The sequence below is a fragment of the Erwinia wuhanensis genome, assembly GCF_030484085.1.
GTDB classification, from domain to species: Bacteria; Pseudomonadota; Gammaproteobacteria; order Enterobacterales; family Enterobacteriaceae; genus Erwinia; species Erwinia aeris.
This window is the reverse complement of record NZ_JAUJUH010000006.1, coordinates 219,586-242,870: the sequence shown is the minus strand read 5'-3', so window position 1 is coordinate 242,870 and position 23,285 is coordinate 219,586. Positions and strand designations below refer to the sequence as shown.

The 23,285-nt window shown below is 57.2% G+C and carries 20 protein-coding genes and 2 pseudogenes; 14 read left to right on the top strand and 8 right to left on the bottom strand.

Going from position 1 to position 23,285, the window contains the following annotated elements; all coding sequences use genetic code 11:
• Positions 1–4 precede the first annotated feature (4 nt).
• The 5 genes from kduD (at position 5) to QZH36_RS15775 (ending at position 3,064) form a co-directional block, all read left to right on the top strand.
• On the top strand, positions 5–766 hold the full coding sequence (gene kduD / locus QZH36_RS15795) for a 2-dehydro-3-deoxy-D-gluconate 5-dehydrogenase KduD (RefSeq protein WP_301730619.1): 762 nt from the start codon (positions 5–7) through the stop codon (positions 764–766).
• Between the two features lie 42 nt (positions 767–808).
• On the top strand, positions 809–1,450 hold the full coding sequence (locus QZH36_RS15790; RefSeq protein WP_301730618.1) for an RpiB/LacA/LacB family sugar-phosphate isomerase: 642 nt from the start codon (positions 809–811) through the stop codon (positions 1,448–1,450).
• A 353-nt stretch (positions 1,451–1,803) separates the two neighbouring features.
• Entirely contained in the window at positions 1,804–2,259 is a 456-nt protein-coding gene (locus QZH36_RS15785) for an SgcJ/EcaC family oxidoreductase (protein WP_253456419.1), read from the top strand.
• Positions 2,260–2,431: 172 nt separating this feature from the next.
• Entirely contained in the window at positions 2,432–2,614 is a 183-nt protein-coding gene (locus QZH36_RS15780; protein ID WP_253456422.1) for a hypothetical protein, read from the top strand.
• A 108-nt stretch (positions 2,615–2,722) separates the two neighbouring features.
• Positions 2,723–3,064: a hypothetical protein gene (locus tag QZH36_RS15775; RefSeq protein ID WP_253456425.1), complete on the top strand. Its 342-nt coding sequence runs from the start codon at positions 2,723–2,725 to the stop codon at positions 3,062–3,064.
• Between the two features lie 384 nt (positions 3,065–3,448).
• On the opposite strand, the gene azuC is transcribed toward QZH36_RS15775, so the two are convergent.
• Together azuC and mntP are read right to left on the bottom strand one after the other, a co-directional pair.
• The gene (gene azuC, locus QZH36_RS21425; protein WP_367317866.1) at positions 3,449–3,526 is read right to left on the bottom strand and encodes a stress response protein AzuC; all 78 of its coding nucleotides are present in this window, start codon (positions 3,524–3,526) and stop codon (positions 3,449–3,451) included.
• 172 nt (positions 3,527–3,698) lie between these two features.
• Complete coding sequence (gene mntP / locus QZH36_RS15770; RefSeq protein ID WP_253456428.1) at positions 3,699–4,265, bottom strand: manganese efflux pump MntP; 567 nt, start codon at positions 4,263–4,265, stop codon at positions 3,699–3,701.
• Positions 4,266–4,636: 371 nt separating this feature from the next.
• On the opposite strand from mntP, the gene QZH36_RS15765 reads away from it, so the two are divergent.
• Positions 4,637–4,879: a DUF1158 family protein gene (locus QZH36_RS15765; RefSeq protein WP_125289315.1), complete on the top strand. Its 243-nt coding sequence runs from the start codon at positions 4,637–4,639 to the stop codon at positions 4,877–4,879.
• A gap of 211 nt (positions 4,880–5,090) precedes the next feature.
• Here QZH36_RS15765 and mgtA read toward each other — a convergent pair whose 3' ends face one another.
• Complete coding sequence (gene mgtA, locus QZH36_RS15760; protein ID WP_301730617.1) at positions 5,091–7,736, bottom strand: magnesium-translocating P-type ATPase; 2,646 nt, start codon at positions 7,734–7,736, stop codon at positions 5,091–5,093.
• Between the two features lie 619 nt (positions 7,737–8,355).
• Between mgtA and QZH36_RS15755 the strand changes: the two genes are divergently transcribed.
• On the top strand, positions 8,356–9,795 hold the full coding sequence (locus QZH36_RS15755) for an alpha/beta hydrolase (RefSeq protein WP_253456434.1): 1,440 nt from the start codon (positions 8,356–8,358) through the stop codon (positions 9,793–9,795).
• A 27-nt stretch (positions 9,796–9,822) separates the two neighbouring features.
• On the opposite strand, the pseudogene QZH36_RS15750 reads toward QZH36_RS15755, so the two are convergent.
• The 3 genes and pseudogenes from QZH36_RS15750 to QZH36_RS15740 all read right to left on the bottom strand — a co-directional run.
• Positions 9,823–10,809: pseudogene (locus tag QZH36_RS15750) on the bottom strand (AI-2E family transporter); the annotation flags it as partial.
• On the bottom strand, positions 10,809–13,916 hold the full coding sequence (locus QZH36_RS15745) for an efflux RND transporter permease subunit (protein ID WP_301730616.1): 3,108 nt from the start codon (positions 13,914–13,916) through the stop codon (positions 10,809–10,811). The gene QZH36_RS15745 and the pseudogene QZH36_RS15750, both read right to left, overlap by 1 nt.
• A gap of 8 nt (positions 13,917–13,924) precedes the next feature.
• A complete protein-coding gene (locus QZH36_RS15740) occupies positions 13,925–15,025 on the bottom strand; it encodes an efflux RND transporter periplasmic adaptor subunit (RefSeq protein WP_253456444.1) in 1,101 nt (366 codons plus the stop codon).
• Between the two features lie 181 nt (positions 15,026–15,206).
• Here QZH36_RS15740 and QZH36_RS15735 point away from each other — a divergent pair, with 181 nt between their 5' ends.
• A complete protein-coding gene (locus QZH36_RS15735; protein ID WP_301730615.1) occupies positions 15,207–15,410 on the top strand; it encodes a hypothetical protein in 204 nt (67 codons plus the stop codon).
• A gap of 57 nt (positions 15,411–15,467) precedes the next feature.
• Complete coding sequence (locus QZH36_RS15730) at positions 15,468–16,796, top strand: MFS transporter (protein WP_253456447.1); 1,329 nt, start codon at positions 15,468–15,470, stop codon at positions 16,794–16,796.
• Positions 16,797–16,868: 72 nt separating this feature from the next.
• Here the strand turns inward: QZH36_RS15730 and QZH36_RS15725 are convergent, their stop codons facing one another.
• Positions 16,869–18,932 carry an AsmA family protein gene (locus tag QZH36_RS15725; RefSeq protein ID WP_253456449.1) on the bottom strand — a complete coding sequence of 688 codons (2,064 nt, stop codon included), beginning with the start codon at positions 18,930–18,932 and terminating at the stop codon, positions 16,869–16,871.
• 60 nt (positions 18,933–18,992) lie between these two features.
• The gene (pdeH, locus tag QZH36_RS15720) at positions 18,993–19,766 is read right to left on the bottom strand and encodes a cyclic-guanylate-specific phosphodiesterase (protein ID WP_125289307.1); all 774 of its coding nucleotides are present in this window, start codon (positions 19,764–19,766) and stop codon (positions 18,993–18,995) included.
• Here pdeH and QZH36_RS15715 point away from each other — a divergent pair.
• The 5 genes and pseudogenes from QZH36_RS15715 to QZH36_RS15700 all read left to right on the top strand — a co-directional run bounded on the left by QZH36_RS15715 (position 19,743) and on the right by QZH36_RS15700 (position 23,204).
• The gene (locus QZH36_RS15715; protein WP_301730614.1) at positions 19,743–19,976 is read left to right on the top strand and encodes a hypothetical protein; all 234 of its coding nucleotides are present in this window, start codon (positions 19,743–19,745) and stop codon (positions 19,974–19,976) included. The two genes, pdeH and QZH36_RS15715, sit on opposite strands and share 24 nt — an antisense overlap.
• The gene (gene kdgK, locus QZH36_RS15710) at positions 19,973–20,908 is read left to right on the top strand and encodes a 2-dehydro-3-deoxygluconokinase (RefSeq protein ID WP_301730613.1); all 936 of its coding nucleotides are present in this window, start codon (positions 19,973–19,975) and stop codon (positions 20,906–20,908) included. The genes QZH36_RS15715 and kdgK overlap by 4 nt, the downstream gene beginning before the upstream one ends.
• A gap of 61 nt (positions 20,909–20,969) precedes the next feature.
• Positions 20,970–21,221 (top strand): annotated as a pseudogene (locus tag QZH36_RS21420) (tlde1 domain-containing protein); the annotation flags it as partial.
• Positions 21,222–21,321: 100 nt separating this feature from the next.
• Complete coding sequence (locus QZH36_RS15705; protein WP_301730612.1) at positions 21,322–21,654, top strand: hypothetical protein; 333 nt, start codon at positions 21,322–21,324, stop codon at positions 21,652–21,654.
• 674 nt (positions 21,655–22,328) lie between these two features.
• Positions 22,329–23,204, top strand: a complete 876-nt coding sequence (locus tag QZH36_RS15700) for an alpha/beta hydrolase (RefSeq protein ID WP_253456460.1) — start codon at positions 22,329–22,331, stop codon at positions 23,202–23,204.
• Positions 23,205–23,285: the final 81 nt, after the last annotated feature.

The window sequence follows — 23,285 nt, the reverse complement described above, 5'->3', positions numbered from 1 at the left end:
CTGCATGATTCTTGACGATTTTTCTCTACAGAGAAAGGTGGCTGTGGTCACCGGTTGTAATACCGGCTTAGGGAAAAGTATGGCAGTGGCTCTGGCACAGGCGGGCTGTGACATCGTGGCGATTAATCGCCGCGATCCCGCCGATACCGCGGCGGAAGTCGGCGCAACGGGAAGACGCTTTCTCAGCTTGCAAGCCGATCTCGGCCGTCAGGATCGGCTGTCATCACTGTTGGAACGTGCGGTAGAAGAGATGGGGCATATCGATATCCTGGTCAACAACGCGGGTTTGATCCGCCGCGAAGACGCGCTGAACTTCAGCGAACAGGATTGGGATGACGTGATGAACGTCAATATCAAGACGCTGTTCTTTTTATCGCAGCTGGCCGCCCGTCAGTTCATTAAGCAAGGGAGCGGCGGCAAGATTATCAATATTGCCTCGATGCTCTCTTTCCAGGGTGGCGTGCGCGTGCCTTCCTATACCGCGTCGAAAAGCGCGGTGATGGGGCTGACGCGTCAGCTGGCCAACGAGTGGGCGAAATACGGCATCAACGTTAACGCGCTGGCGCCGGGTTATATGGTCACTAACAACACGGAGCAGCTACGCAGCGATGAAGAGCGCAGTGCGGAAATTCTGGCGCGTATCCCGGCAGGCCGCTGGGGTACGCCGCAGGATTTAATGGGTCCGGTGATTTTTCTGGCATCAAAAGCCGCTGACTACATCAACGGCTATACCCTTGCGGTAGATGGCGGCTGGCTGGCGCGCTGATGCGCCATCGGCCTCTCAATGACTGAATACTGGAGAACAAAGATGAATATTGCACTGATGATGGAAAACAGCCAGGCGGCGAAAAACGCCGTGGTGCTGGAGCAGTTACAGGCCGTAGCGGCGCAGAATAAAGACGCGGTGTTTAACGTCGGCATGAGCGACGAGAACGATCATCATCTGACCTATATCCACTTAGGCATTATGGCCAGCATTCTGCTGAACGCAAAGGCGGTAGATTTCGTGGTCACCGGCTGCGGCACCGGTCAGGGCGCGCTGATGTCGTTAAATATCCATCCTGGCGTGGTTTGCGGCTACTGCCTCGATCCGGCGGATGCGTTTCTGTTTGCGCAAATCAATAACGGCAACGCGCTGTCGCTGGCCTTTGCCAAAGGCTTTGGCTGGGGCGCCGAGCTGAACGTGCGCTATATGTTTGAAAAGGCCTTTGCCGGCCGCCGGGGCGAAGGCTATCCCGTCGAGCGTAAAGAGCCGCAGGTACGCAACGCCGGTATCCTCAATCAGGTAAAAAGCGCGGTAATCAAAGATAACTATCTGGATACGCTGCGCGCAATTGACCCGGAACTGGTGAAAACCGCCGTCGGCGGCGAACGCTTCCAGAAATGCCTGTTTGAACAGGGCAAAGATGCAGAAATCATTGCCTGGGTTAAGCAGCTATTACAGAAATAAAAACGTTGGTGGTCGGCTTCGGCTGACCATCTTTTTTTACCCGCCCGGCTCCTGTCGTTTGCAATGCTCTGCTTATCCACACGGCGCATTTTCGCTATAAAAACCCTGCCTTTATCTCATCTTATTAAAAAAACACCCGGATAATATAAATCATGTTATTCATCTTTATTAATGCCGTTAATAATAAATAAATAAATAATTAACGCAGTGCTTACAATAAAGAATGCTTATTGACGTGATCTATATCAACCCTCTGGCATAGCCTTTTTCCATCGCTGCGAACGTTTAATATGCGTTTATTAGCTTCTGGTATTTTAGCTTTATTAAAAACACAGATACTACGGAGATAATTAATGAAGGCTGGATTAATTGGTTTGATGATTGCCGGCGTGCTTACCAGCTCGGCGGCTTTTGCTCAGGAAAGTACTTCCTGCGTTAAAATGACCGAGCAGGAAGTTGCCTCTATGTTCGATCGCTGGAACGATTCGCTAAAAACAGGCGATGCCAACACCGTTTCGCAGAACTATCTGTCAGATGCCGTTCTGCTGCCAACGCTGTCGAACAAAGCTCGCCTGACGGACGAAGAGCGCGTTGATTATTTTAAAAAATTCCTGGCGAAGAAGCCGGTTGGCCATATCGACAGCCGCACCGTTCGCATCGGCTGTAATAAAGCTATCGATACCGGCACCTATACCTTTACCTTTGGCGATGGTTCTAAAGCCGCCGCGCGTTATACCTTTACCTATGCCTGGGACGGACAGAAATGGCTTATTTCAAGCCATCACTCCTCCGCCATGCCCGAAGGTTAAGATTGCCGTCTCCACGGTTGAGATCGTGGAGACTTTTGCACCTCCTTCTTATTCCTCCCGCTAAAACTATTCAGGCGCCATAAAACACCGTTCCCGGTGATGGTTACTAAAATCGCCTTTCTGACCATGTAGAAGACGCTGCACTACCAGCCAGCTTTCCTGCCCGGGACTGGTGATAGCGGGCGACGATCGCGTCAATCCGCCGCCGCAGGGCATTGCGCTGTTTGATATCGTGGCGGCGGCAGAGAAAAAGCTGCATGTAGAAGCGGAGGCAAAACGTTACGCTCGCTACAGCGGCCCGCGCTTCGATCACCTCATCGCGCAGCAGATCGACTGGTACAGAGCCTGGCTCTGAATTAAAGTATTTACTCTTCAGGCGTACGGTGCCGGCCCGCTACGGAAGCGCTATCCTTAACGGGCCATGCCGAACCGGCCGAACGTAAATCCTTGTTAAGGAGCAAATATGAAAAAAATAATGCTGCTGCTTGCCGCTCTGGCGGTAACTGGCGCAGCGCAGGCTGCAGACTCAGACGATCCGGCCCAGGGCTATATCGCTAACCTTTGTACGCTGGTGACGCAGGATAAAGCAGCCGACTCGGCGGATGGCTATATCACCAAGCTGAAAGCGCTGCACATGCGCGGCCAGTCGCCTTCCGCGCAGGAAAAACCGGACTTTGACGAAGACGAAGCCCGAACCGTGGTTGCTGCCTGGATGAATCTGAGCGAAGACCAGAAGAAGCAGGCCAGCCAGAATATGGAAGCCTGTCAGAGCGCTACGCTGGACGAGTACCAGAGCCAGGATTAATGGCCTTTCGCCCTGCTGGCTGTGACGCAGTCAGCAGCGGCGGCTTCTTTTTGACTGCGTGGCGTCATCAAAACCGGCGGGCGGCAGAGAACGCAGGCGTAGCAAGCCAAAGCGGTCATTGTCATCAGCAGACCGGAAGCGATTGAAAAGCGAAGAGCGTGTTAGCGAGCTGAAAACGATTGAAACGTGGGATAAGCGAAGACGGGTTTAGCGAGTCGAAAGCGGGATAAGTGAAGAAGCTTTTAGCGAGTCAAAAACGGGATAAGCGAAGAAGGTTTTAGCGAGTCGAAAACGGGATAAGCGAAGAAAATTTTAGCGGGGTAACAGGTGATAACCATCGGTCTTTCCCTGACCGCGGCTATCGAGGGTTTCGGGCCGGAGCCATTAATACATAGCGCCTGGCGGTACGTGTTTAAATGTTTCAACATAGCTACGGAACACGTAATTGATAACTTTTTTCATTTTTTGCACCTGAAATTCAACTTTTATTGATAGAACGCAAAAAAAGTATACAAGAAGCGCACTTTCCAGGCAAATAAATTTGAAGCAGATCACATAATTCGCAAGATTATGCGAAAGCGAACCTAAACAAAAGCTAAACGAGACGGGTAAACCCGGTCTTTTGTCTGCACCTTTACAGGATGCCCAGGTGCTCAACCAGGATACTGGTGCCAATGCCAATCAGCACCACGCCGCCGAAAATCTCCGCCCACTTGCCCATCACCGGGCCAAGAAAACGGCCTAACAGGATGCCCGCCGAAGCCATTACCAGCGTCGAAGCGCCAATCGCCAGCGCGGTCGTCACAATATTCACCTGCAGGAAAGCCAGGCCGACGCCGACGGCCATGGCATCCAGACTGGTCGCAACGGCGGTCATCGCCAGCAGCCAGAATCCGTGACGCTGGGGCGCTTCGCACTCTTCATCCTTTTTACGGAAACCTTCCAGAATCATGCGGCCGCCAAGCACCAGCAGCAGCGTAAAAGCGACCCAGTGATCCCATGCCATTACGTAGCGGCTGGCTGCAATGCCTACGCCCCAACCAATCAGTGGCGTCAGCGCTTCAATCGCGCCGAAAATCAGGCCGATGCGCAGCGCTTCTCTCAGACCCGGACGCTGCAGGCTTGCGCCTTTGCCAATCGCGGCGGCAAAAGCATCCATCGACATGCCGAAGGCCAGAATAAGGGTTGCATATAGGTTCATTGTGGTTATACCGGTCTGGCGGTTATCTTCTCGCCCAGACATCAAAAGAACGGTTCTTGTTGAAGAAACAAGCCCCTCAGGCTTAATGTGCGTGCATCCTACCACGCGATTGCGCGTATAAAAAGACAATAAAATCAGTTGTTTAAGTATAGCCTTGGCTATACTTTTTAACGAATGCTAATTTCACGCAAAAAAGAGGCGCAAAAACACTAAAGGAATTACCGGGTTATGATGAGCGACCTTTCAGCCGGTGGGGAATTACGCGCGATAAAAATCGCCAAAAAGCGCCGAAAAAATTCCCTGCGCGTGCAAGGTTGAACCCGCCAGCCGTTTACCGGAAAATGGCCGTCACTGACCGAGACGGAACCGCTATGAACAATCCTTTTCTGACCTTTTTAATGCCGATGAGCACGCTGATGCTGGGCTTTCTCTCCGCGCTGCTGCTGCCCGCGCCCTGGTTTGGCGTGGAGCTGACGCGCCGCCTGACCACGCTGTTTCATCTCAGCGATGTCGGCCAGCTCTATACGCTGGTGTTCTGCCTGTGGTTTTTACTATTAGGCGCGCTGGAATACTATGTGATTCGCTTTATTTATCTGCGGTTTATCAAGGTATAAACAAACTTTTGCCGGCCCTCCACGCGGGTTCCGGATCAGGTTAACGACGGCGCGGCGGGCTTCGTTTACAGCTTCTGCCAACCGCGCCCGGCTCTATACCTGCTCCTTTTCAGTGGCCGAAGATCATCAGCAGGCCGCTGGACAGGATAACTAACGCAACAAAGAACAGCACGATAGCAGTGATGGCGTTGTTATATTTCATCTTTCCTCCTCAGAACCACTGGCCGAAACGGCGGATATAAAGGCGCTTCATTCCCTGCGTCACCAGGCAATAACCCAGCAGCGTCGCCACCAGCCACGGGAAGTAAGTCCAGGGCAGCGGCGTCAGCCCAACCGCTTCGCCCAGCGGTGAAAAGGGGATGGCGATCCCCAGCGCCATCACCAGCCCCGTCATCAGCATCACCGGCAGCGCCGCGCGGCTCTGGATAAAAGGGATCTTCTGCGTGCGCAGCATATGCACCACCAGCGTTTGCGACAGCAGACCTTCGACAAACCAGCCTGACTGGAACAGCGCCTGATGCTCCACGCTGTTGGCGGCAAAAACGTTCCACATCAGCAGAAAGGTGGTGACGTCAAACAGCGAAGACGTCGGGCCCATCCACAGCATAAAGCGGCCGATATTCCTTGCGTCCCACTTACGCGGCTTGCGCAGGAACGCCTTATCCATTTTGTCCCAGGGCAGCGCCAGCTGGGAAAGGTCATACATCAGGTTCTGGATCAGCAATTGGATAGCCAGCATGGGCAAAAAAGGCAGGAATGCGCTGGCGATCAGCACGGAAAAAACGTTGCCGAAGTTGGAGCTGGCGGTCATATTCAGGTACTTAATAATGTTGCCGAAAGTCTCGCGGCCTTTGATAACACCCTGCTCCAGCACCATCAGGTTTTTTTCCAGCAGAATAATATCGGCAGACTCTTTCGCAATATCCGTAGCGCTGTCGACGGAAATCCCGACATCCGCCTCCCGTAACGCTGGCGCATCGTTGATGCCGTCGCCCAGGAAGCCGACCGTATGGCCGTTTTGTTGCAGCATATTCAGCACGCGGGATTTTTGCAGCGGCGTCAGGCGGCAAAAAATGGTGCGTGAGTCCGCCAGCGTCGCCAGTTCGCGGTCATCCAGCCGCTCGATTTCGCTGCCACACAGCGGCTCTCCTGGCTCCAGCCCGACATCGCGGCAAATCTTACTGGTGATAATGGCGTTATCGCCGGTCAGCACTTTTACCGTTACGCCGTGCTCGTGCAGGGCGGCAATCGCTTCTCTGGCGCTCTCTTTGGGCGGATCAAGGAAGGTCAGCAGGCCGCAAAGCGTCAAATCCCGCTCATCATCCTTGTGCAGCGGCAGCGTTAGCGGCATATCGCTCAGATCGCGCTCGCCGATAAGCAGTACGCGAAAACCCTGCTGATTCCAGCGCGCCGCCTGTTGGCTCCACTGCTGACGCGCGGCCTCATCCAGCGGACGCCGTTCGCGTCCGTCCTGCCAGTGCGTGGCGACAGACAGCATTTCGCCCGCCGCGCCCTTGCAGATCAGTTTCTGCCGATCGTGTTCGTCCGCCACCACAATGGACAAACGGCGGCGTTCAAAATCAAACGGCAGCTCGTCGATTTTGCGATAGCGATGCAGCCCGCTAACCACCCATTTTCCCTGGCTGAAGCTCAGGATCGCCCTGTCCATCAGGTTTTTTACGCCGGTCTGATGGCGGCTGTTCAGCCAGGCCAGCTGCAAAACCCGATCGCTGCTGTGCCCGTGCGCGTCAAGATGCTGCGCCAGGATAATGCGATCCTGGGTCAGCGTGCCGGTTTTATCAGTACACAGCACGTCCATCGCGCTAAAATTCTGAATAGCGTTAAGCCGCTTCACCACCACTTTGCGCCGCGACAGGGCAATGGCGCCTTTCGCCAGATTAGAGCTGACAATCATCGGCAGCATCTCCGGCGTCAGGCCAACCGCCACGGCCAGCGCGAACAGCGTGGCGTCTGCCCAGTCGCCTTTGGTAAAGCCGTTGATAAACAACACCACGGGCACCATCGCCAGCATAAAGCGCACCAGCAGCCAGCTGACGCTGTTTACGCCGCGATCGAAAGCGGTTTGTGGCCGGCTGCCGGTCACGGATTTTGCCAGCGAGCCAAACCAGGTACGGTTGCCTGTCGTGACTACGACGGCGGTAGCCGTACCGCTGGCGACGCTGGTGCCCATCAGGCAGATATCGGGCCTGTTCAGCAGATCGTCATCTGGCTGGCACCGATCTGACGCGGCATGTTTTTCTACCGGCACCGCTTCGCCGCTTAGCGAAGCCTGGCTGATAAACAAATCTTTAGCGGTCAGCAGGCGCACATCTGCCGGCACCATGTCGCCAGCCGACAGAAAGATCACGTCGCCGGGCACCACGTCCTGTAGCGCAACTTCCATTCTGACCGGCGCGGCGTTTTCGCTACTGCGGCGAATAGCGGTTGCCGTCGTGCGTACCAGCGATTTCAGCGCTTCCGCCGCTTTATTGGTGCGGTACTCCTGCCAGAAACGCAGCAGGCCGCTGAGCGCCACCATGGTCAGCATGATGATAATGCCGGTAAGATCGGTCTCTTCGCCCTGCCGCAGCGGCAGCAGGTAATCCGTGAAAAAGCTGATGGCGGCCAGCACGATCAGGATCCAGATAAAGGGGTTATTAAAGGCCTGGATCAGCTGGATCAGCGCGTGCGGCGCCTGAGCCGTGGCGACCTCATTTTTGCCATATTCCAACAGGCGCTCGCTGGCATCAGCGGCGGTCAAACCATTGCGTTGGGTGTGCAGACGAGCCAGCGTGCTGTCCAGGCTCAGTTTTATTTCTTGTGCGATAGCCAGATCGCGGGAGCGGGATTTTTTCATGTGCCTAATCCTTTATTTTTATTCAGGCGCAGAGAAGCGACCCTGCGCATGAGGATTTGATTTTTGGGGTCAGGATTGGGCGAGGCGGGGAAGAGGAAAAGAGGACGTTACGGGAAGCGTGTACGCTTAACTCTGCCTGTTTGCCATCGCCCGTCGCTGGTCGGAGGTTCTTTCATCGTTAATCCTTGCCCGGCGGCTGCGCGGGAGAAAAAAGTTATGACGGGGACGTAATGCTCAGGAGAGAGAAAAACAGTGCCCACCGGTTATCGGCAAGCAAACGGCGTAGCCTGCCTTATGAGTTAAAACGTAAAGGATGACTGTCCAATTATTGGCTCCGTTAAGGAAATCGCCGCCACTATAATCCCGCTTACCGGGGAAGTAAACCCAGACGGCGGCGAGCGAATTTTTCAGCGTAAACAATTATTTTTCATTTATAATCAATAGATTAAACTAATTTATAACCGTAACTAACCGCTGAGTTAATCTAAACCCTGACTCAACGAGTGCGATTTAATGGGTCACTTGGTGGGTACGGCACACCAGCGCGAATGATGACGATCAACGCTATCGTCCTGATTTCCTCTATACTTCCTGCGCAAATTTGCCAACGGGAACAGCCATGCTACAACGCACACGATTCTGGATAAGACGCCTGGTGTTACTGGTTGTCCTGCTGGCCTTCCTGCTGCTGGCGCTGCGTGTTGCCGTTACCGAGCGCGGGCCAGCCCTGGAGCCGTGGCATACCTGGCTGCCTGCCGAAATGAGCGACCGTCAGATGGACCGCAGCGACTGGTCCGCCTATTTGCGCAATGAGCAGCAGATCTTTGCCCGGATGAAAATCGACGTCAGACCGTCGGAAGACAGCGCGGATAGCTATAACCGTTATGCGGAGAAAAGCCCGGTTTATCCGGCGCGTTTCGCCACGGACTGGAACCGTTCTTATCAGCTATTGCCGCAGGGAAAGCCTCGCGGCGCGGTGGTGCTTTTGCACGGGCTGACGGATTCGCCCTATAGCCTGCGACATTTCGCCGCAGATTATCAGCAGCATGGTTATGTGGTGGTCGCCATCCGGCTACCGGGTCACGGCACCGTCCCGGCGGCGCTGACCCAAACCGAATGGGAAGACTGGCTGGCGGCCACCAGGCTGGCGGTGCGGGAAGCCCATCGGCGCATTCCGGCGGGCGCGCCGCTGCAAATAATGGGCTTTTCCAACGGCGGCGCGCTGGCGATGAAATATACGCTGGACGCGCTGGAGGATCCCTCGCTGCCCGTGCCGAACCGGCTAATTTTGATTTCGCCGATGATTGGCGTCAGCAGCTATGCGCGCTACGCGGGCCTGGCCGGATTGCCTTCTCTGCTGCCCGCGTTTGCCCGTTCGGCCTGGCTGAGCATCCTGCCGGAGTTCAATCCCTTTAAATACAACTCCTTTCCAGTAAAAGCGGCACGGCAGTCGTGGCTGCTGACCAGCGCGCTGCAAAGTCAGCTGCACCGCGATCGCGCCAGCCGTTTGCTGGACAAGCTGCCGCCGGTGCTGACCTTCCAGTCGGTGGCCGATGCGACGGTCAGCACGCCCGCCGTGGTGCGCGGCCTCTATAATCTGTTGCCCGCTAACGGCAGCGAGCTGGTGCTTTTCGACGTTAATCGTTCGGTGGCGCTTTCTCCGCTGATGCGTCCCACGGCGCTGCACGCGGCGGATAATCTGCTGCCGGCGACGCCGCGCAATTACGCCGTTACGCTGGTGACCAACGCGGCGCCGACCAGCAACGATGCCGTTGCCCGCACCACGCCCGCGGGCAGCAAGGTGACCACCAGCGTGCCGCTGGGCGTCCGCTATCCGGCGGACGTCTATTCCCTCTCGCACGTGGCGCTGCCCTTTCCGTTCAGCGATTCGCTGTATGGCCGTCAGCCCGACCGGCCGAACGAGTTTGGCGTCAGCTTTGGCGTCCTGACGCCGCGCGGCGAGCGCAGCGTGCTGATGGTCAGCCTGGATATGCTGATGCGCCAGGCCTCCAATCCGTTCTGGTTCTGGATGCAGCAGCGCGTTAATCAGACGCTGTGAGGCCTGCCGTCGCCAGGAGGCCTGCCGTTCGCCGCCCGGCGTCTGCTCCAGCGCTATCTTCACCACGATGGTCAGCGGCACGGAGAGCAGCATCCCGACCAGCCCCAGCAGCCAGCCCCAAAAAATCAGCGACAGAAAAACCACCAGCGTGGACAGGCCCAGCCCGCGCCCCATCCAGCGCGGCTCCAGCATATTGCCAATCACCAGATTAATCAGCAGATAGCCGACGGCCACCACCACACTTTCCCAACTGCCATTAAAGATTAAGGCCTGGATCACAGGCGGAACGGCGGCGATAACCGAGCCGATATTGGGGATGTAGTTCAGCGCAAAGGCCAGCACGCTCCACAGCAGCGCAAAGCGCACGCCCATCAGCCACAGCAGCAGCCAGACCACCACGCCGGTCAGCAGGCTGATAGCGGTTTTCAGGATCAGGTAGCGGCTTACGCTGTCGAGCGCCTGCTGGATAGCCGCCATGCCATCGCCGGGTCGGCTGAGGATCCGCCGTAGCTTTCCCGGCAGCAGCGGCGCTTCGAACAGCATAAACACCACCGTCATCAGCAGCAGAAAGATGCCGCTGATGGCGCCGGAAAGCTGCGATACCAGGCGACTGACCAGGTTGATGGCCGCGTTAGGATCGGCCAGCGCCATCGCTTCGCCAAAAGAGAACGGCACGCCAAAACGCGCCATCAGCTGCCGCGTCTCTTCCAGACAGGCAAGCATCACCAGCCGGTATTGCGGCAGCGTGCGGGCAAAGTCGTTGAGCATTGCCGCCAGCGTGGTCAGCAGCAGAACGCTTGCCAGCACGATAATGCCGATAATCAGCGCAACGGCCAGCAGCCTCGGCAGGCCAATCCGCTGCAACAACATCACCAGCGGATTGAGGATGACCGCCACGAACAGCGCCAGAATAAAGGGCACCACGATATCGGCCCCCGCCCGGATGCCCGCAAAAATAATGACCAACATGCCCAGCATCACAACGGCTTTCAATGCCCTGTCATGGTGGGCCATTAACGCGTTCCCCGGGGCCGTTTGCGCCACTCCCGCAGGCGCTGAATATGCAGCCAGAGCGCGGGAATAAATAAAATGCCAAATAGCGTGGCCGCCAGCATGCCGCTAAAGACCGTGATGCCGATAATCCGGCGGCTGGCCGCGCCGGCGCCGCTGGCCATCACCAGCGGCAGCACGCCGACGATAAAGGAAATGGCGGTCATCATGACCGCACGAAAACGCTGGCTGGCGGCCTGCTTCGCGGCCTGACCGATCGGCACGCCGCTGGCGCGGCGATCGCGGGCAAACTCGACCAGCAGAATGGCGTTTTTGGCGGCCAGGCCCATCAGCAACACCAGCCCAATCTGCGCATAGACATCGTTGGTAAAGCCCATCAGATGCAGGCCGGCTACGGCGCCTGCGGCGGCGAAAACCACCGACAGCATTACCGCCAGCGGCACGCTCCAGCTTTCATACTGCGCCACCATAAACAGCCAGGCGAACAGCACCGCCGCCAGATAGATCAGCACGGCCTGATTGCCGGTTTGCTGCTCCTGATACGACATGCCGCTCCAGCTGTAGTCGTAGCCTTCCGGCAGATGCTGCGCCAGCACCTCGGTCATCGCCTGCATCGCCTGCCCTGAGCTGACGCCCTGCGCGCCGCCGCCGCCGATCGCCAGCGCCGGAAACTGGTTGTACTGCATGATGTAAGGTGCGCCGAGCGACGGCTTCAGCGTAACCAGCTGGTTCAGCCTGACCTGCGCGCCCGTGTCGCTACGCACGGTCAGCGCCAGCAGCTGCTCGCTGTGCTGACGAAAGCGCATCTCATTTTGCACCTGTACCCGAAACTGGCGGCCGTTCCGGGTAAAGTCGCCCGCCTCGCTGCCGCCGAACGCGGTTTGCAATACGGCAACAATTCGACTGACCGGCACCTGCATCAGCGCGGCCCGCTCGCGGTCGATGGTCAGGCTCATTTCCGGCACCGTCGCGCTGAACGTGGTAAATACCCGGCTAAGCTGAGGATGCTGGTTCGCCGCCGTAATCACGGCGTGGGCAGCCTGCGCCAGCGCCTGCGGCGACTGTCCTTCCAGCGCCTGAATACGCAGATCGAAACCGGCAGCGTTGCCCAGACCGCTGACCGGCGGCGGCACGAAAGCCATAATGGTGGCGGCAGGAATGGCGGCCAGCTGCTGCTGAAGCGGCGGCAAAAGCTGCGCGATGGATGGACGCTCGTGCCACGCTTTCAGCAGCACAATGCCGAAGCCGCTGTCGGGCGAATTACCGCCGCCCAGCAGGCTGAAACCGGTGATTTTGATCACGTCCGCCACCGCCGGATTTTTCTTCACGACCTGGTACATCTGCTCCATCACCTGCTGCGTTCTGGGCAGCGCCGCGCCTTCCGGCAGCTGAACGTTGATAAAAAGGTAGCCCTCATCTTCCTGCGGCAGAAAGCCATCGGGCAGCTGCTGATAGCTCATCCAGGTCACGACGCCTGCCGCCAGGATCACCGCAGCCGTGGTGATGGAGTAGCGATTAATTTTTTGCGTCAGCGCGACATAGCCGTCACGCGTCCGGTTGATAAAACGGTTGAGGCTCGCCAGCGGCCCTGTCGTCGGCACGACGCGCCGCCGCAGCAGACAGGCGCAAAGCGCGGGCGTCAGCGTCAGCGCGCAAACGCTGGACAGCACCATCGACGCCGACAGCGTGACGGCGAACTGCCGATAAAGTTCGCCCACGATGCCGGGCAGCACGGCAGTCGGCACAAACACCGCCAGCAGCACCAGCGTAGTGGCGATAACCGGCCCGGCAATCTGCCCAAGCGCCTTGCGCGTCGCCTCAGCGGGCGACAGCAGCGGCTCCTCCATCATCAGGCGCTCGACGTTTTCCACCACGACGATGGCGTCGTCCACCACGATAGTCAGCGCCAGGATAATGGCGAACAGGCTCAGCGTGTTGGCCGAGTAGCCTGCCGCCAGCAGCACGGCAAAGGTGCCCAGCAGCGAAACGGGAATGGTCAACGCCACGATAAATGTCGCGCGCAGGCTTTGTAAAAACAGCCAGACCACCGCCAGCACCACCACCAGCGTGACAAGCAGCGAAAACGCGATCTCATGCAGCGTGGCGGTCACGGGCGTAGTGGCGTCAAACTTGATCTGATACGCCATATCCTGTGGGAAAACCCGCGCCTGCTCCGCCATTTCGGCCCGCACCGCTTTCGCCACGCTAAGCGCATTGGCGGCCGGAGCGGGATAGACCATCAGAAAAACGCCCGGCGTATTGTTCAGCGCGGCGTTAATCTGATAATTCTGCGCGCCCAGCTCGGTGCTGGCGATATCGCCAATACGTACCATGCCGCCGCGTGCGTTGCTGCGCAGTACAATCTGCGCAAAGGCTTCTGGCGTCAGCAGCCTGCCCTGGCCGCTGACGGTCAGTACGGTTTGCTGGGTCGCAGGCGTTGGCGCGGCGCCAATTTGCCCGGCGGCGGCCTGCACGTTTTGCTGCCTTAGTGCCTGCATCACGTCATCGGTCGTGATGTTTAACGCCTCCATGCGGTGCGGATCGAGCCAGATACGCATACTGTAATCGCGCGCGCCAAAGACCTGCACGTCGCCTACGCCATGGATACGCGCCAGCGCGTCGCGCAGACGCACCGAGGCGTAGTTGCTGAGAGAGAGCGCATCAAGCCTGTTGCCCGGCGACAGCACGCTGATGCTCATCAGAATATTGCTGGCCCGTTTCCGCACGGCGATGCCGTTTTGATTGACCTCAGCGGGCAGGCGGGTGCTGATTTGCGACAGCCGATTCTGCACTTCCACCGCCGCCATATCGGGGTCGGTGCCGCTGGCGAAGGTAATGCTCAGCTGATAGCTGCCGTTATTGCTGCTGGTGGACTCCATGTAAAGCATATTGCTGACGCCGTTGAGCTGCGCCTCGACCGGCCCGCCCACCGCTTCGGCCACGTCGCGGGCGCTGGCGCCGGGATAGATCGCCGACACGCTAATCACAGGCGGCGTGATCTGCGGAAACTGTTCAACCGGGATCGCTTGCAATGCCATCGCGCCGGTCAGCGTGATAATCAGCGCAATCACCATGGCGAATTTAGGCCGCCTGATAAAAAAGTTCAGCATAGGCTTCCTTATAACGCTTCGCTGGCGGCGACCTGCATACCCGGCCTGACGCGCTGCGTGCCCGCAACGATAACCCGATCGCCTGCGGCAAGGCCGGCGGTGATGATATAGCGCTGTCCAATCTGCGCGCCGACTTCAACAGGGACTTGCTCTACGTGCTGCTGCCGATCCACCCGAAACACGAAGTAGCCGCCGCTGTCCTGCTGTAGCGCCGGCGCGGGCAGCAACAGCCGTTCCTGCGCCGGCGGCTGAAGCTGCACCTCCACCATGCCGCCCGGCAGCAGCAGGTGCTGCGGATTGGCGAAGGCCAGGCTTACGGCCACGGTGCCGGTTTGGTTATCAATATGATTATCCAGCGCAAAGAAACGGCCGCTGTAAGGGTAAGCAGCGCCATTGGCCAGCTGAATGCGGGCCGTTATCGCCTCGTTCGCCTGCTGCATATCGCCCTTCAGCGTTTTCTGCCAGTCGGCCAGATAGTCGCGCTCGTTGATGGCTATCACCACGTGCACGGGATCGAGCTGCTTCAGCCTGACCAGCGCGCCGCGGGCAGGATTAACCAATGCGCCTTCGTGAATAGCGCTGTGGCCTGCGCGTCCGCTAATCGGCGCGGCGATGCGGGTGAAAGCCACGTTCAGCCGCTGGGTCTGTAAAAGCGCTTCGGCCTCTTTCCGCGCGGCGCGCGCCCTGTCGCGCTCGGCCAGGGCGTTATCCAGCTCGGACTGACTGACCGCCGTCCCCACGCCCAGCCGCTGCAGGCGCGCAAGGTGTAGCTGTGCTTGCCGGGCCTGCGCCGCCGCCTGATTGACCTGTGCCTGGCTGCGCGCCAGCGCGGCGTGATGCTCTGCCGGATCGAGATCAAACAGCGGCTGCCCTTCGCGGATATTTTCACCGTTTTTGAAATAGCGTTTGACGATAACGCCTTCGGTTCTCGCCATCACGTCAACCTGCCGGAGCGCCTCAACGCGCCCCAGGTAGCGGCGAGGATGGGCAATTTTTTCGCGGGTAAGCGTGGTCACAGTCACGGCAGGCGGCGGCGCAGCGGTGACCGTAAAGGTAAACAGCAGCAGCGGTAAAAGGCGCGTCAGCGCGCGGGTGGGAGTCAGTGGCATCCGGGCAAAACCTTCCAGAAATTCAGCGGGGAAAAGTGTCAGGAAGTTTATTGACCAGGCCGTCTGACGAGCTGTTTTCGATCAGGAAAAAGCCGAATGACGGCAGAAAAGCGGGGTTGATTTAAGGTTGATTTAACCGGCGCCGACATGCTTCGTAACCGCCCGACGGCGCGTACCCTGAATGCCGCCCTCAGCCGAAAATGCCGCCGGGTGCGCAAAAAGCGGGCTGGCGCAGGCATTTTTGCCTGAAGAGATACTTTTTATCGCATCTTTGCTGGTGGATCTTGCCATGAAAAGGGCGTTTCGCCCGGCTATCAGCCAGCGCCGACGCTATCTTACGCACGATCCTCTTTTCCGCGCCTGCACCCCGGCTGGCCACCATTGAACGAACGGGATCCAGTGCGTAAGATTCCTTTTCACGTATTAAAAATAAGAAACAATTATGCAAGCCTCCATCGCACCATCGCTCGACGCCGAACAGGACACCCAGCCCGTCAATTCACGCGGCAAAGTGGTGATCGCTTCGCTGGTCGGCACCGCTATCGAATTTTTCGATTTCTATATTTACGCCACCGCGGCGGTAATCGTTTTCCCGCATATTTTCTTCCCGCAGGGCGATGCCACCGTCGCAACGCTACAGTCGCTGGCAACGTTCGCCATCGCCTTTATTGCGCGCCCCATCGGCTCCGCGCTTTTTGGTCACTTCGGCGACCGCGCGGGCCGTAAAGTCACGCTGGTCGCGTCGCTGCTGACGATGGGCATTTCCACCGTGGTTATCGGCCTGCTGCCGGGCTACGAAACTATCGGCGTCTTCGCGCCGCTGCTGCTGGCGCTGGCGCGTTTTGGACAGGGCCTGGGGCTGGGCGGCGAATGGGGCGGCGCGGCGCTGCTGGCGACCGAAAACGCCCCGGCGAAAAAACGTGCGCTGTACGGCTCCTTTCCGCAGCTTGGCGCGCCCATCGGTTTCTTTTTCGCTAACGGCACTTTCCTGCTGCTCTCGTGGCTGTTAACCGATGAGCAGTTTATGCAGTGGGGCTGGCGCGTGCCTTTTATTCTCTCTGCGGTGCTGGTGCTGATCGGGCTGTACGTGCGCGTTTCGCTCAATGAGTCGCCGGTTTTCGCTAAAGTTAAAAAAGAGAAAAAGCAGGTCAAAATCCCTATCGGCACGCTGCTGTCGAAGCATATGAAGGCGACCATTCTGGGCACCTTTATCATGCTGGCGACCTATACGCTGTTCTATATCATGACCGTCTATTCCATGACCTATGGCACCACGCCGGCGCCAAACGGCTTAGGCTTCCCGCGTAATACCATGCTGTGGATGCTGATGCTGGCGGTGATCGGCTTTGGCGTAATGGTGCCGATTGCGGGCCTGCTGGCCGACCGTTTTGGTCGCCGCAAGACGATGATTGTGATTACGCTGATGATTATCGCCTTTGCGCTGATTTTCCCTTCGATGCTGGGTTCCGGCAGCCAGTGGATGGTGATGGCTTTTCTGCTGTGCGGCTTAAGCGTGATGGGGCTGACCTTCGGCCCGATGGGCGCGCTGCTGCCGGAGCTGTTTCCGACCGAGGTGCGTTACACGGGCGCGTCGTTCTCTTACAACCTGTCGTCGATTCTGGGCGCTTCGGTCGCGCCTTATATCGCGACCTGGCTGGCACACAACTACGGCCTGTTCTACGTGGGACTCTACCTGGCGGCGATGGCCTGTCTGACGCTGTTCGCGCTGCTCGCCAGCCGGGAAACCCGCCACGAGTCGCTGTTCGACTAATCCGGCTCGTGATGCTGAACCGGCCCTCGGCAGTTTGGCAAAAAAAAGCCCGGCGCAATCGCCGGGCTTTTTTTATTTCTTTTTCATCTGCTGCAGGACGTTAACGCACTGGTTCTGCTCGTTATCGCTGGGCGAAATCAGCGCCAGCAGCGCGGCGGCAGGCGCCACTACCGCCCCCAAAGCCACGGCCGCAGCGCCACGGGCAATCAGCGGCCCGGCTTTTACGCCTGCGTCGGGATTTTTAAAGGTGCCCTTGACGTAAAGCGGTGAACGCAGCGTGACGATACGCATTCCTTTACTCTCTGGATTAATCGAGAGATCCAGCCGTTCGTTAGCAAAGTTCGTGGTGCCGGTGATGTTGATCACCGCGTTCTCCGTATCGAAGACAAAGAGTTTGGTCGAGGCCACCCCGTTCGCCACGTTCAGATCGGCCGCCGCGCAATTGATACGCACTTCGTCATCGCCGAACAGCTTGCCAACCACATAGTTACCTACGTTAAGACCGACGATTTCCATCAGGCCACGGCTGATCACGCCGTCATTCATCAACAGTTTTACGCTGCCGTCGCTGGTCGCCAGAATATCGGCAACGGAGTTGCCCGTACCGCTCAGCGTGGCGTCACCGTTGATCTGTCCCATGCTGCTTTGCATCGACTCTACGCTGGAAAACAGCTGCTTCAGCTTCAGATTACGCGCGTGAAGATCGGCGCGCGCCCGCATCGGCGAACGGTCGCCTTCCATGCGGATGGTTGAATTAAGGCTGCCGCCCGCCACGCCGAAACGCAGCGGATCCAGCAGCAGATTGCCGTTTTTCAGCACCAGATGCGTATAGAGATCGCTGATGGGCAGAGAATCGCTGTGTTCGATACGCTTGCCGCTAAACTTCACGTCGGCGTCCATTACGTCCCAGTTTTTGGTATCGAATCTGTCGTGCGGCAGCACCCGATCCGCAGGCTGATTAGGTGCCTCGCCTCTTTTCGCCTTCGCCTGCTCGGTTTTATCACTGCCCTTACCGGATTTAACGCCGATCAGCGGCCCCAGATCGGCCATGCGCAGCTGGCGTGATTCCAGCGAGCCTTCCAGTTTAGGGCGCGGCTTCACCTGGCTGTAGGTCAGCGAGCCGTGAATATCGCTGTCGCCGATATGGCCGTTAAAATCGTTGTAATGAAAGACCGGGCCGCCTTTCTGTTGAAAACGGGCAATCAGATGGCCGTCGGTTTCATAAGGAGGCGTATCCGGCAGCAGCACGCCGGTCAGGCCATACAGGTTCGCCAGCGTATCGCCGGAGAAGCGCAGGCGGATATTCAGCCCGCCCAGGTTCATTGGATCCTGCAGGCTGCCCGCCACCTGCACGCGCGTGGTGCCGTTACGCACATCGGCCTGAATGGGGAACGGATTGGTTTTGCTGCGCAGCGAGAGCATGCCGCCGAGTTTACCGTCGCCGGTTAGCTTCTCATCGTTATAGGTCCCGGCCGCTTTCCAGCCGAAAACAAAGTCTGATGCGCCCTTCTGACCCGCTTCATCCTTGCCGCCTGCAATCTGGGCGTAGGGAACGGGCTTGCCCAACGGATTAACCGTCACCTGCACGTCCGCCTTGTTGATGGCGTCACGGTAAGCGATTTTTGCCTGATCGAACAGGATGTTGTCCATGCGGAAAGTCCACGCGGAAGGCTGCGCATCGGACGAGGCGCTGTCGCTGGCGGCCAGGTCAAACGTCCAGTTATTTTTGCCCTTCGCCGTCTGGATCAGACGCGCATCGGGCTGCTCCAGCTTGATCCACGGGATAAAGATTTCTTTATGCAGCAGCGCCAGCGGAGAGAGCGTTGCGTCCACGCGCTGCAAATGCACCATCGTAATATCGTCAATAGCAGGCGGGTTGCCCAGCAGGATATCCTGCGCGTGCACGTGCGGCCACGGCACCCAGCTGCGCCAGCCCGGCTCGTCGCGATTACGCTCCCAGGCAACGCCCAGATCGCCGCGGATGGCGAAAGGACGATTCAGCTCTGTGGAGACTTTCTGGTTGATAGTTGGCTTCAGGCGGTTCCAGTTAAATGTCGCGATAACTACCACTACCACCACAACCAGCAACAAAAAAATCCCGACAATCCAGCTAATTACTTTTCCTGTGCGCGACACTGTTTATCTCCTTGTTCGCTTCGTCTCCTGTAAAGATAGACGAGCAGAGAGAAAACGGTATTACGCCAGCTTTAGCGGCAGCGTTTCCAGCCGATCAAATGGCATAGGGTGCGCGAAATAATAGCCCTGCGCCGCGCAGGCGAACGAGTTCTTTACCTGATGCCACTCCTCCAGCGTCTCGACGCCTTCTACAATCACGCCTTTGCAGTAGCGGTTGATCAGCGCCAGCAGCATATTGAACAGGCTGCGGCCCTCTTCCGATTTTCTCAGCAGGATAAACAGCTCACGTGCCAGCTTGATATAGTCATATTTCAGCTCCGATAGCGCAGAAAAATTCGCCATGCCCGAGCCGAAATCGTCCAGCCACAGCGGCCCCAGCTCCGGGATCTGTGCGACCAGCGCTTCCTGCGGCAGCACCTGATGTTCCACCAGTTCAAAACGCACCCACGGACAGCGCGCGATAAGCTGGCGAACCAGCGGATTGTGCTGGACGGCCTGTAGCGTCGGGCCATCAATATTGACCGAGGCCACCATGCCGCCTTCGATAAATTTTGTTTTCCACTTCTCCAGCAGTTCCAGCTGCTCGCGAACAATCAGCATCCGCTCCGTAGCGTCAAGCGCGGCAAAATAGGACTCCGGCGATACTCTCTGGCCCGGCGCGGAAGGATGAAACACCGCAGTGAGCAGCTCAATTGCCATCAGGCTGCCGGTTACCCGGTAGATCGGCTGAAACGTGTAGGTGCGCTGGCATTCTCGCCAGTAAAGACGCTCCTGCTGCTGCTGTTTCACGACAGTTGAGGGAGGAAGCCGGTGTCTGATGTTCTTCAGCACCATATTAAGATCCTTGTTATTTTTGAGGCCGTAATGGGTGGGGCTTCTGCAATCAGTATCGGCATTCGCCTGGATAACTTTATCGCGTTCTTTGCGGCTAAAGGGGCTCGTGAGGCCTGCGCTAAAAAAATAAAACAGCGTTTTAAAATATTGACTGCGGCGGTCAGCACGGCGAAACTGGGGCAAAAAAACGTAGCGAGCGGAATATCATGACCAGGAAAAATATCGCCGTTATCGGCGAATGTATGATTGAGCTGTCCCAAAAAGAACAGGGCCTGAGCCGCGGTTTTGGCGGCGATACGCTGAATACGGCGGTCTATCTTGCCCGTCAGACCAGCCAGCTGGCCGTCCATTACGTCACCGCGCTGGGCACGGATACGTTCAGTAGCGATATGCTGGCGGCCTGGCAACAGGAAAAAGTGCAGACCGGGCTTGTCCAGCGCATGGAGAACAAACTGCCCGGCCTTTACGTGATAGAAACCGACGCCCACGGCGAGCGGACTTTCTATTACTGGCGCAATGATGCGGCCGCGCGCTTCTGGCTGGAAGGCCCGCGCGCCGAGGAAATTTGTCAGCAGCTGGCGCAGTTCGACTATCTCTATCTGAGCGGCATCAGCCTGGCCATCCTGACGCCAGCGGGTCGCGAAAAGCTGATAACGCTGCTGGCGCGCTGCCGCAGCAACGGCGGCAAGGTTATTTTCGACAACAATTATCGTCCCCGGCTGTGGGCTTCCGTTGCAGAGGCGCAGGCCGCTTACCGGTCAATGCTGGCCGTGACCGACATCGCCTTCCTGACGCTGGACGACGAGCATTTGCTGTGGGGCGAAACCGGCGTGGAAGGCGTCATTGCCAGAACGCATGAAGCCGGGGTGTCAGAGGTCGTTATCAAGCGCGGGGCAGAAGCTTGTCTGGTTTCCGTAGCCGGCGAACCGATTGTGGAAGTGCCTGCGCAGGCGCTTCCCGCCAGCCGTATTGTGGACACCACCGCAGCCGGTGACTCGTTTAGCGCCGGCTATCTGGCGGTACGCCTGAACGGCGGCGACGCGGCAGAGGCAGCAAGAAGAGGCCATTTGACGGCCAGCACGGTGATCCAGCATCGCGGCGCGATTATCCCGCTCTCCGCCATGCCTGATGTACCTGCCTGACGCCTGTTCCCTCGCGCCGCAAAACGCGGCGCGGCGGATTTAACAGGCCGGATGCAGGAACGATATCGCGCTTGAATGCCTTAAGTATAAAGGCCCGCTGCCACACGGCAGATATCACATTGAACGTCCTGAAGCCGTACATCGTTCTGCAGGAAAATATGTTTTACGCCTCACCCCCTTGCCGGGGAACAGCATGTGTAACAGGGATGGGTTTCTTATTCAGGGTGATAATGGCAAAGGAACTGCATCCACAGGCTGTATTGTCTCACTTATAATCGGCAAAAAATTGCGGACAGCAGGGATCAGGAGCTAATCGTACAATGAGAAATAGTCTCTAACAGCGTTATTTATCTGTACACATGGGTTTGCGGGCGCCAGCCTGCCTTGATATAAACAGGAGCATTGGGATCAGTATGACCGATGCCCTGATTGAAGATTCAGGTATCAAGGAGAGCGATATTCTTTTGCAGCAAACTAAACTGACCCTCGTCAGTGCCAATAAAATGACGCCTGAGCTGACAGAGCTTCTGGCCAGAAAAAGCTATAATTCAGCAAGCGAGCACTTTACCCCGATTGAAAAATACAAGGAAATTTTTCTGCAGAGCAATGCTCAGAATATTATTGTCCAGTATGATTATATTAATCATAACAATAAACACAACATCACTTTAGCGTCACTTCTGATCGATGACGACGAATGCTCCGTGAAGTTTAACGGCTATATTATAGTAAAACGTGAGCTTTAACCGATCACAGCCAGCATCCGCCGGGGAAAAAGCTACACCCTATTATTTCAATTTCGCTCGCTAAACTTTAGCGTTATATTCACGCCTGCATAAGAACGAAATTAACCTCTAGGGATCGGGTGCTGTAGCTCCCTTTAACGCGCTGAGGCAACAGGCAGCAAAGAAGCAAACGGGTAACAGGTAACAGGTAACAGGTAACAGGTAACAGGTAACAGGTAACAGGTAACAGGTAACAGGTAACAGGTAACAGGTAACAGGTAACAGGTAACAGGTAACAGGTAACAGGCAGTAAGCACCAAATCAACAGATTACACAGCAGCTGTTTGCGCCTAACGGGCAAATTTAATGATATTTACCCTAAATTTTCCATCTTACCTAAGCCAAATAAAAAGTGGATTATCCAGAAAGCGATGCCAGGTAGCTTTTAAAAACTTAACGGTAATTATTTCCTCTCAATAAAAAACAAACTTCCAGCATTTAATACTACTTATTTCTGCTGTCTTATCGCGACCAGAATACCTGCTAAACTTCCTGGATAAATTCTGAAATAGATGAAATTAAGCGCTGAATAGTGGACGGCTTAGCCCAAAATCGGTGATGCTGAATTTATTACCATAAGGTATTTGAATTTTTAGCTTCGCCTGTATGACCAATAAGGCGGAGCGGGAGCGTTTATGAAAGCCGACATTATCACTATCTGGCCCCACGGCGATGCGCCAGGCGCCAGCGATTCACGCGTTAGCCCACAGATTGTGGATATGGCTAAAGAATATGAGCCTTTCGATCGTGCTGCTTCGGGCGTGCGTTGCCCGGAGCTGGCGTTCTGGTATCCCGAAACCTCCAACGGCGTAACGCTGCTGGTTGCGCCAGGCGGTGGTTTCGAGCGCATTATGATCGACAGAGAGGGCAGCGCGCTGGCGATGTTCTTTACCTCTATGGGCTATACGCTGGCGGTGATGACCTACCGTTTTCCGCAGGACGGCCACCATGAAGCGGCCGAAGCGCCGTTAGCAGACGCCCAGCGCGCCGTGCGCGTCTTGCGCCATCGCGCAGCGCGCGGCCTGAACGGCAAACGGATAGTGATGATGGGTTTTTCAGCCGGAGGCTATGTCGCGGCCAGCGTCGGCACGCGCTTTGACGAAAAGCTTTATCCTGTGCAGGATATCGCCGATTCACTGGCCGCCAGGCCCGATGCGCTGGTGCTGCTCTATCCGGTGATCAGTATGCGTGAAGGACTGGCGCACGCCGGTTCACGGCAGCAATTGCTGGGCGACTGCCCGACCCAGCGCGAAATCGAAGCCTACTCTCTGGAAACCCGCGTAACGGCGCAAACGCCGCAAACGCTGCTGATCCATGCCGTTAATGACGAATCGGTGCCGATTAATAACAGTATGGTGATGTTCAGCGCGCTGCGTGAGCACGGCGTGCCCAGCGAACTGCATTTCTATGAGAAAGGCGGTCACGGCTTCGGCATCCGCAACGTGGCGGATCTGCCGCTTGCCAGCTGGCCGATGCTGGTGAATGAGTGGCTGCGCGCGCGCAAGTGGTAGCGCGCGACCGCGGATAAGAGCGAATCTGGTCTACGCTACGCAGCCTTAATTAAGCGACTGCGCCGGGATTGCCAATCAGGC

What these genes read in the sequence shown, in the direction of transcription:
- kduD (WP_301730619.1), top strand. Translation starts at nt 5, where the DNA reads ATGATTCTTGACGATTTTTCTCTACAGAGAAAGGTGGCTGTGGTCACC.
- QZH36_RS15790 (WP_301730618.1), top strand. Translation starts at nt 809, where the DNA reads ATGAATATTGCACTGATGATGGAAAACAGCCAGGCGGCGAAAAACGCC.
- QZH36_RS15785 (WP_253456419.1), top strand. Translation starts at nt 1,804, where the DNA reads ATGAAGGCTGGATTAATTGGTTTGATGATTGCCGGCGTGCTTACCAGC.
- QZH36_RS15775 (WP_253456425.1), top strand. Translation starts at nt 2,723, where the DNA reads ATGAAAAAAATAATGCTGCTGCTTGCCGCTCTGGCGGTAACTGGCGCA.
- azuC (WP_367317866.1), bottom strand. Translation starts at nt 3,526, where the DNA reads ATGAAAAAAGTTATCAATTACGTGTTCCGTAGCTATGTTGAAACATTT.
- mntP (WP_253456428.1), bottom strand. Translation starts at nt 4,265, where the DNA reads ATGAACCTATATGCAACCCTTATTCTGGCCTTCGGCATGTCGATGGAT.
- QZH36_RS15765 (WP_125289315.1), top strand. Translation starts at nt 4,637, where the DNA reads ATGAACAATCCTTTTCTGACCTTTTTAATGCCGATGAGCACGCTGATG.
- mgtA (WP_301730617.1), bottom strand. Translation starts at nt 7,736, where the DNA reads ATGAAAAAATCCCGCTCCCGCGATCTGGCTATCGCACAAGAAATAAAA.
- QZH36_RS15755 (WP_253456434.1), top strand. Translation starts at nt 8,356, where the DNA reads ATGCTACAACGCACACGATTCTGGATAAGACGCCTGGTGTTACTGGTT.
- QZH36_RS15745 (WP_301730616.1), bottom strand. Translation starts at nt 13,916, where the DNA reads ATGCTGAACTTTTTTATCAGGCGGCCTAAATTCGCCATGGTGATTGCG.
- QZH36_RS15740 (WP_253456444.1), bottom strand. Translation starts at nt 15,025, where the DNA reads ATGCCACTGACTCCCACCCGCGCGCTGACGCGCCTTTTACCGCTGCTG.
- QZH36_RS15735 (WP_301730615.1), top strand. Translation starts at nt 15,207, where the DNA reads ATGCCGCCCTCAGCCGAAAATGCCGCCGGGTGCGCAAAAAGCGGGCTG.
- QZH36_RS15730 (WP_253456447.1), top strand. Translation starts at nt 15,468, where the DNA reads ATGCAAGCCTCCATCGCACCATCGCTCGACGCCGAACAGGACACCCAG.
- pdeH (WP_125289307.1), bottom strand. Translation starts at nt 19,766, where the DNA reads ATGGTGCTGAAGAACATCAGACACCGGCTTCCTCCCTCAACTGTCGTG.
- kdgK (WP_301730613.1), top strand. Translation starts at nt 19,973, where the DNA reads ATGACCAGGAAAAATATCGCCGTTATCGGCGAATGTATGATTGAGCTG.
- QZH36_RS15705 (WP_301730612.1), top strand. Translation starts at nt 21,322, where the DNA reads ATGACCGATGCCCTGATTGAAGATTCAGGTATCAAGGAGAGCGATATT.
- QZH36_RS15700 (WP_253456460.1), top strand. Translation starts at nt 22,329, where the DNA reads ATGAAAGCCGACATTATCACTATCTGGCCCCACGGCGATGCGCCAGGC.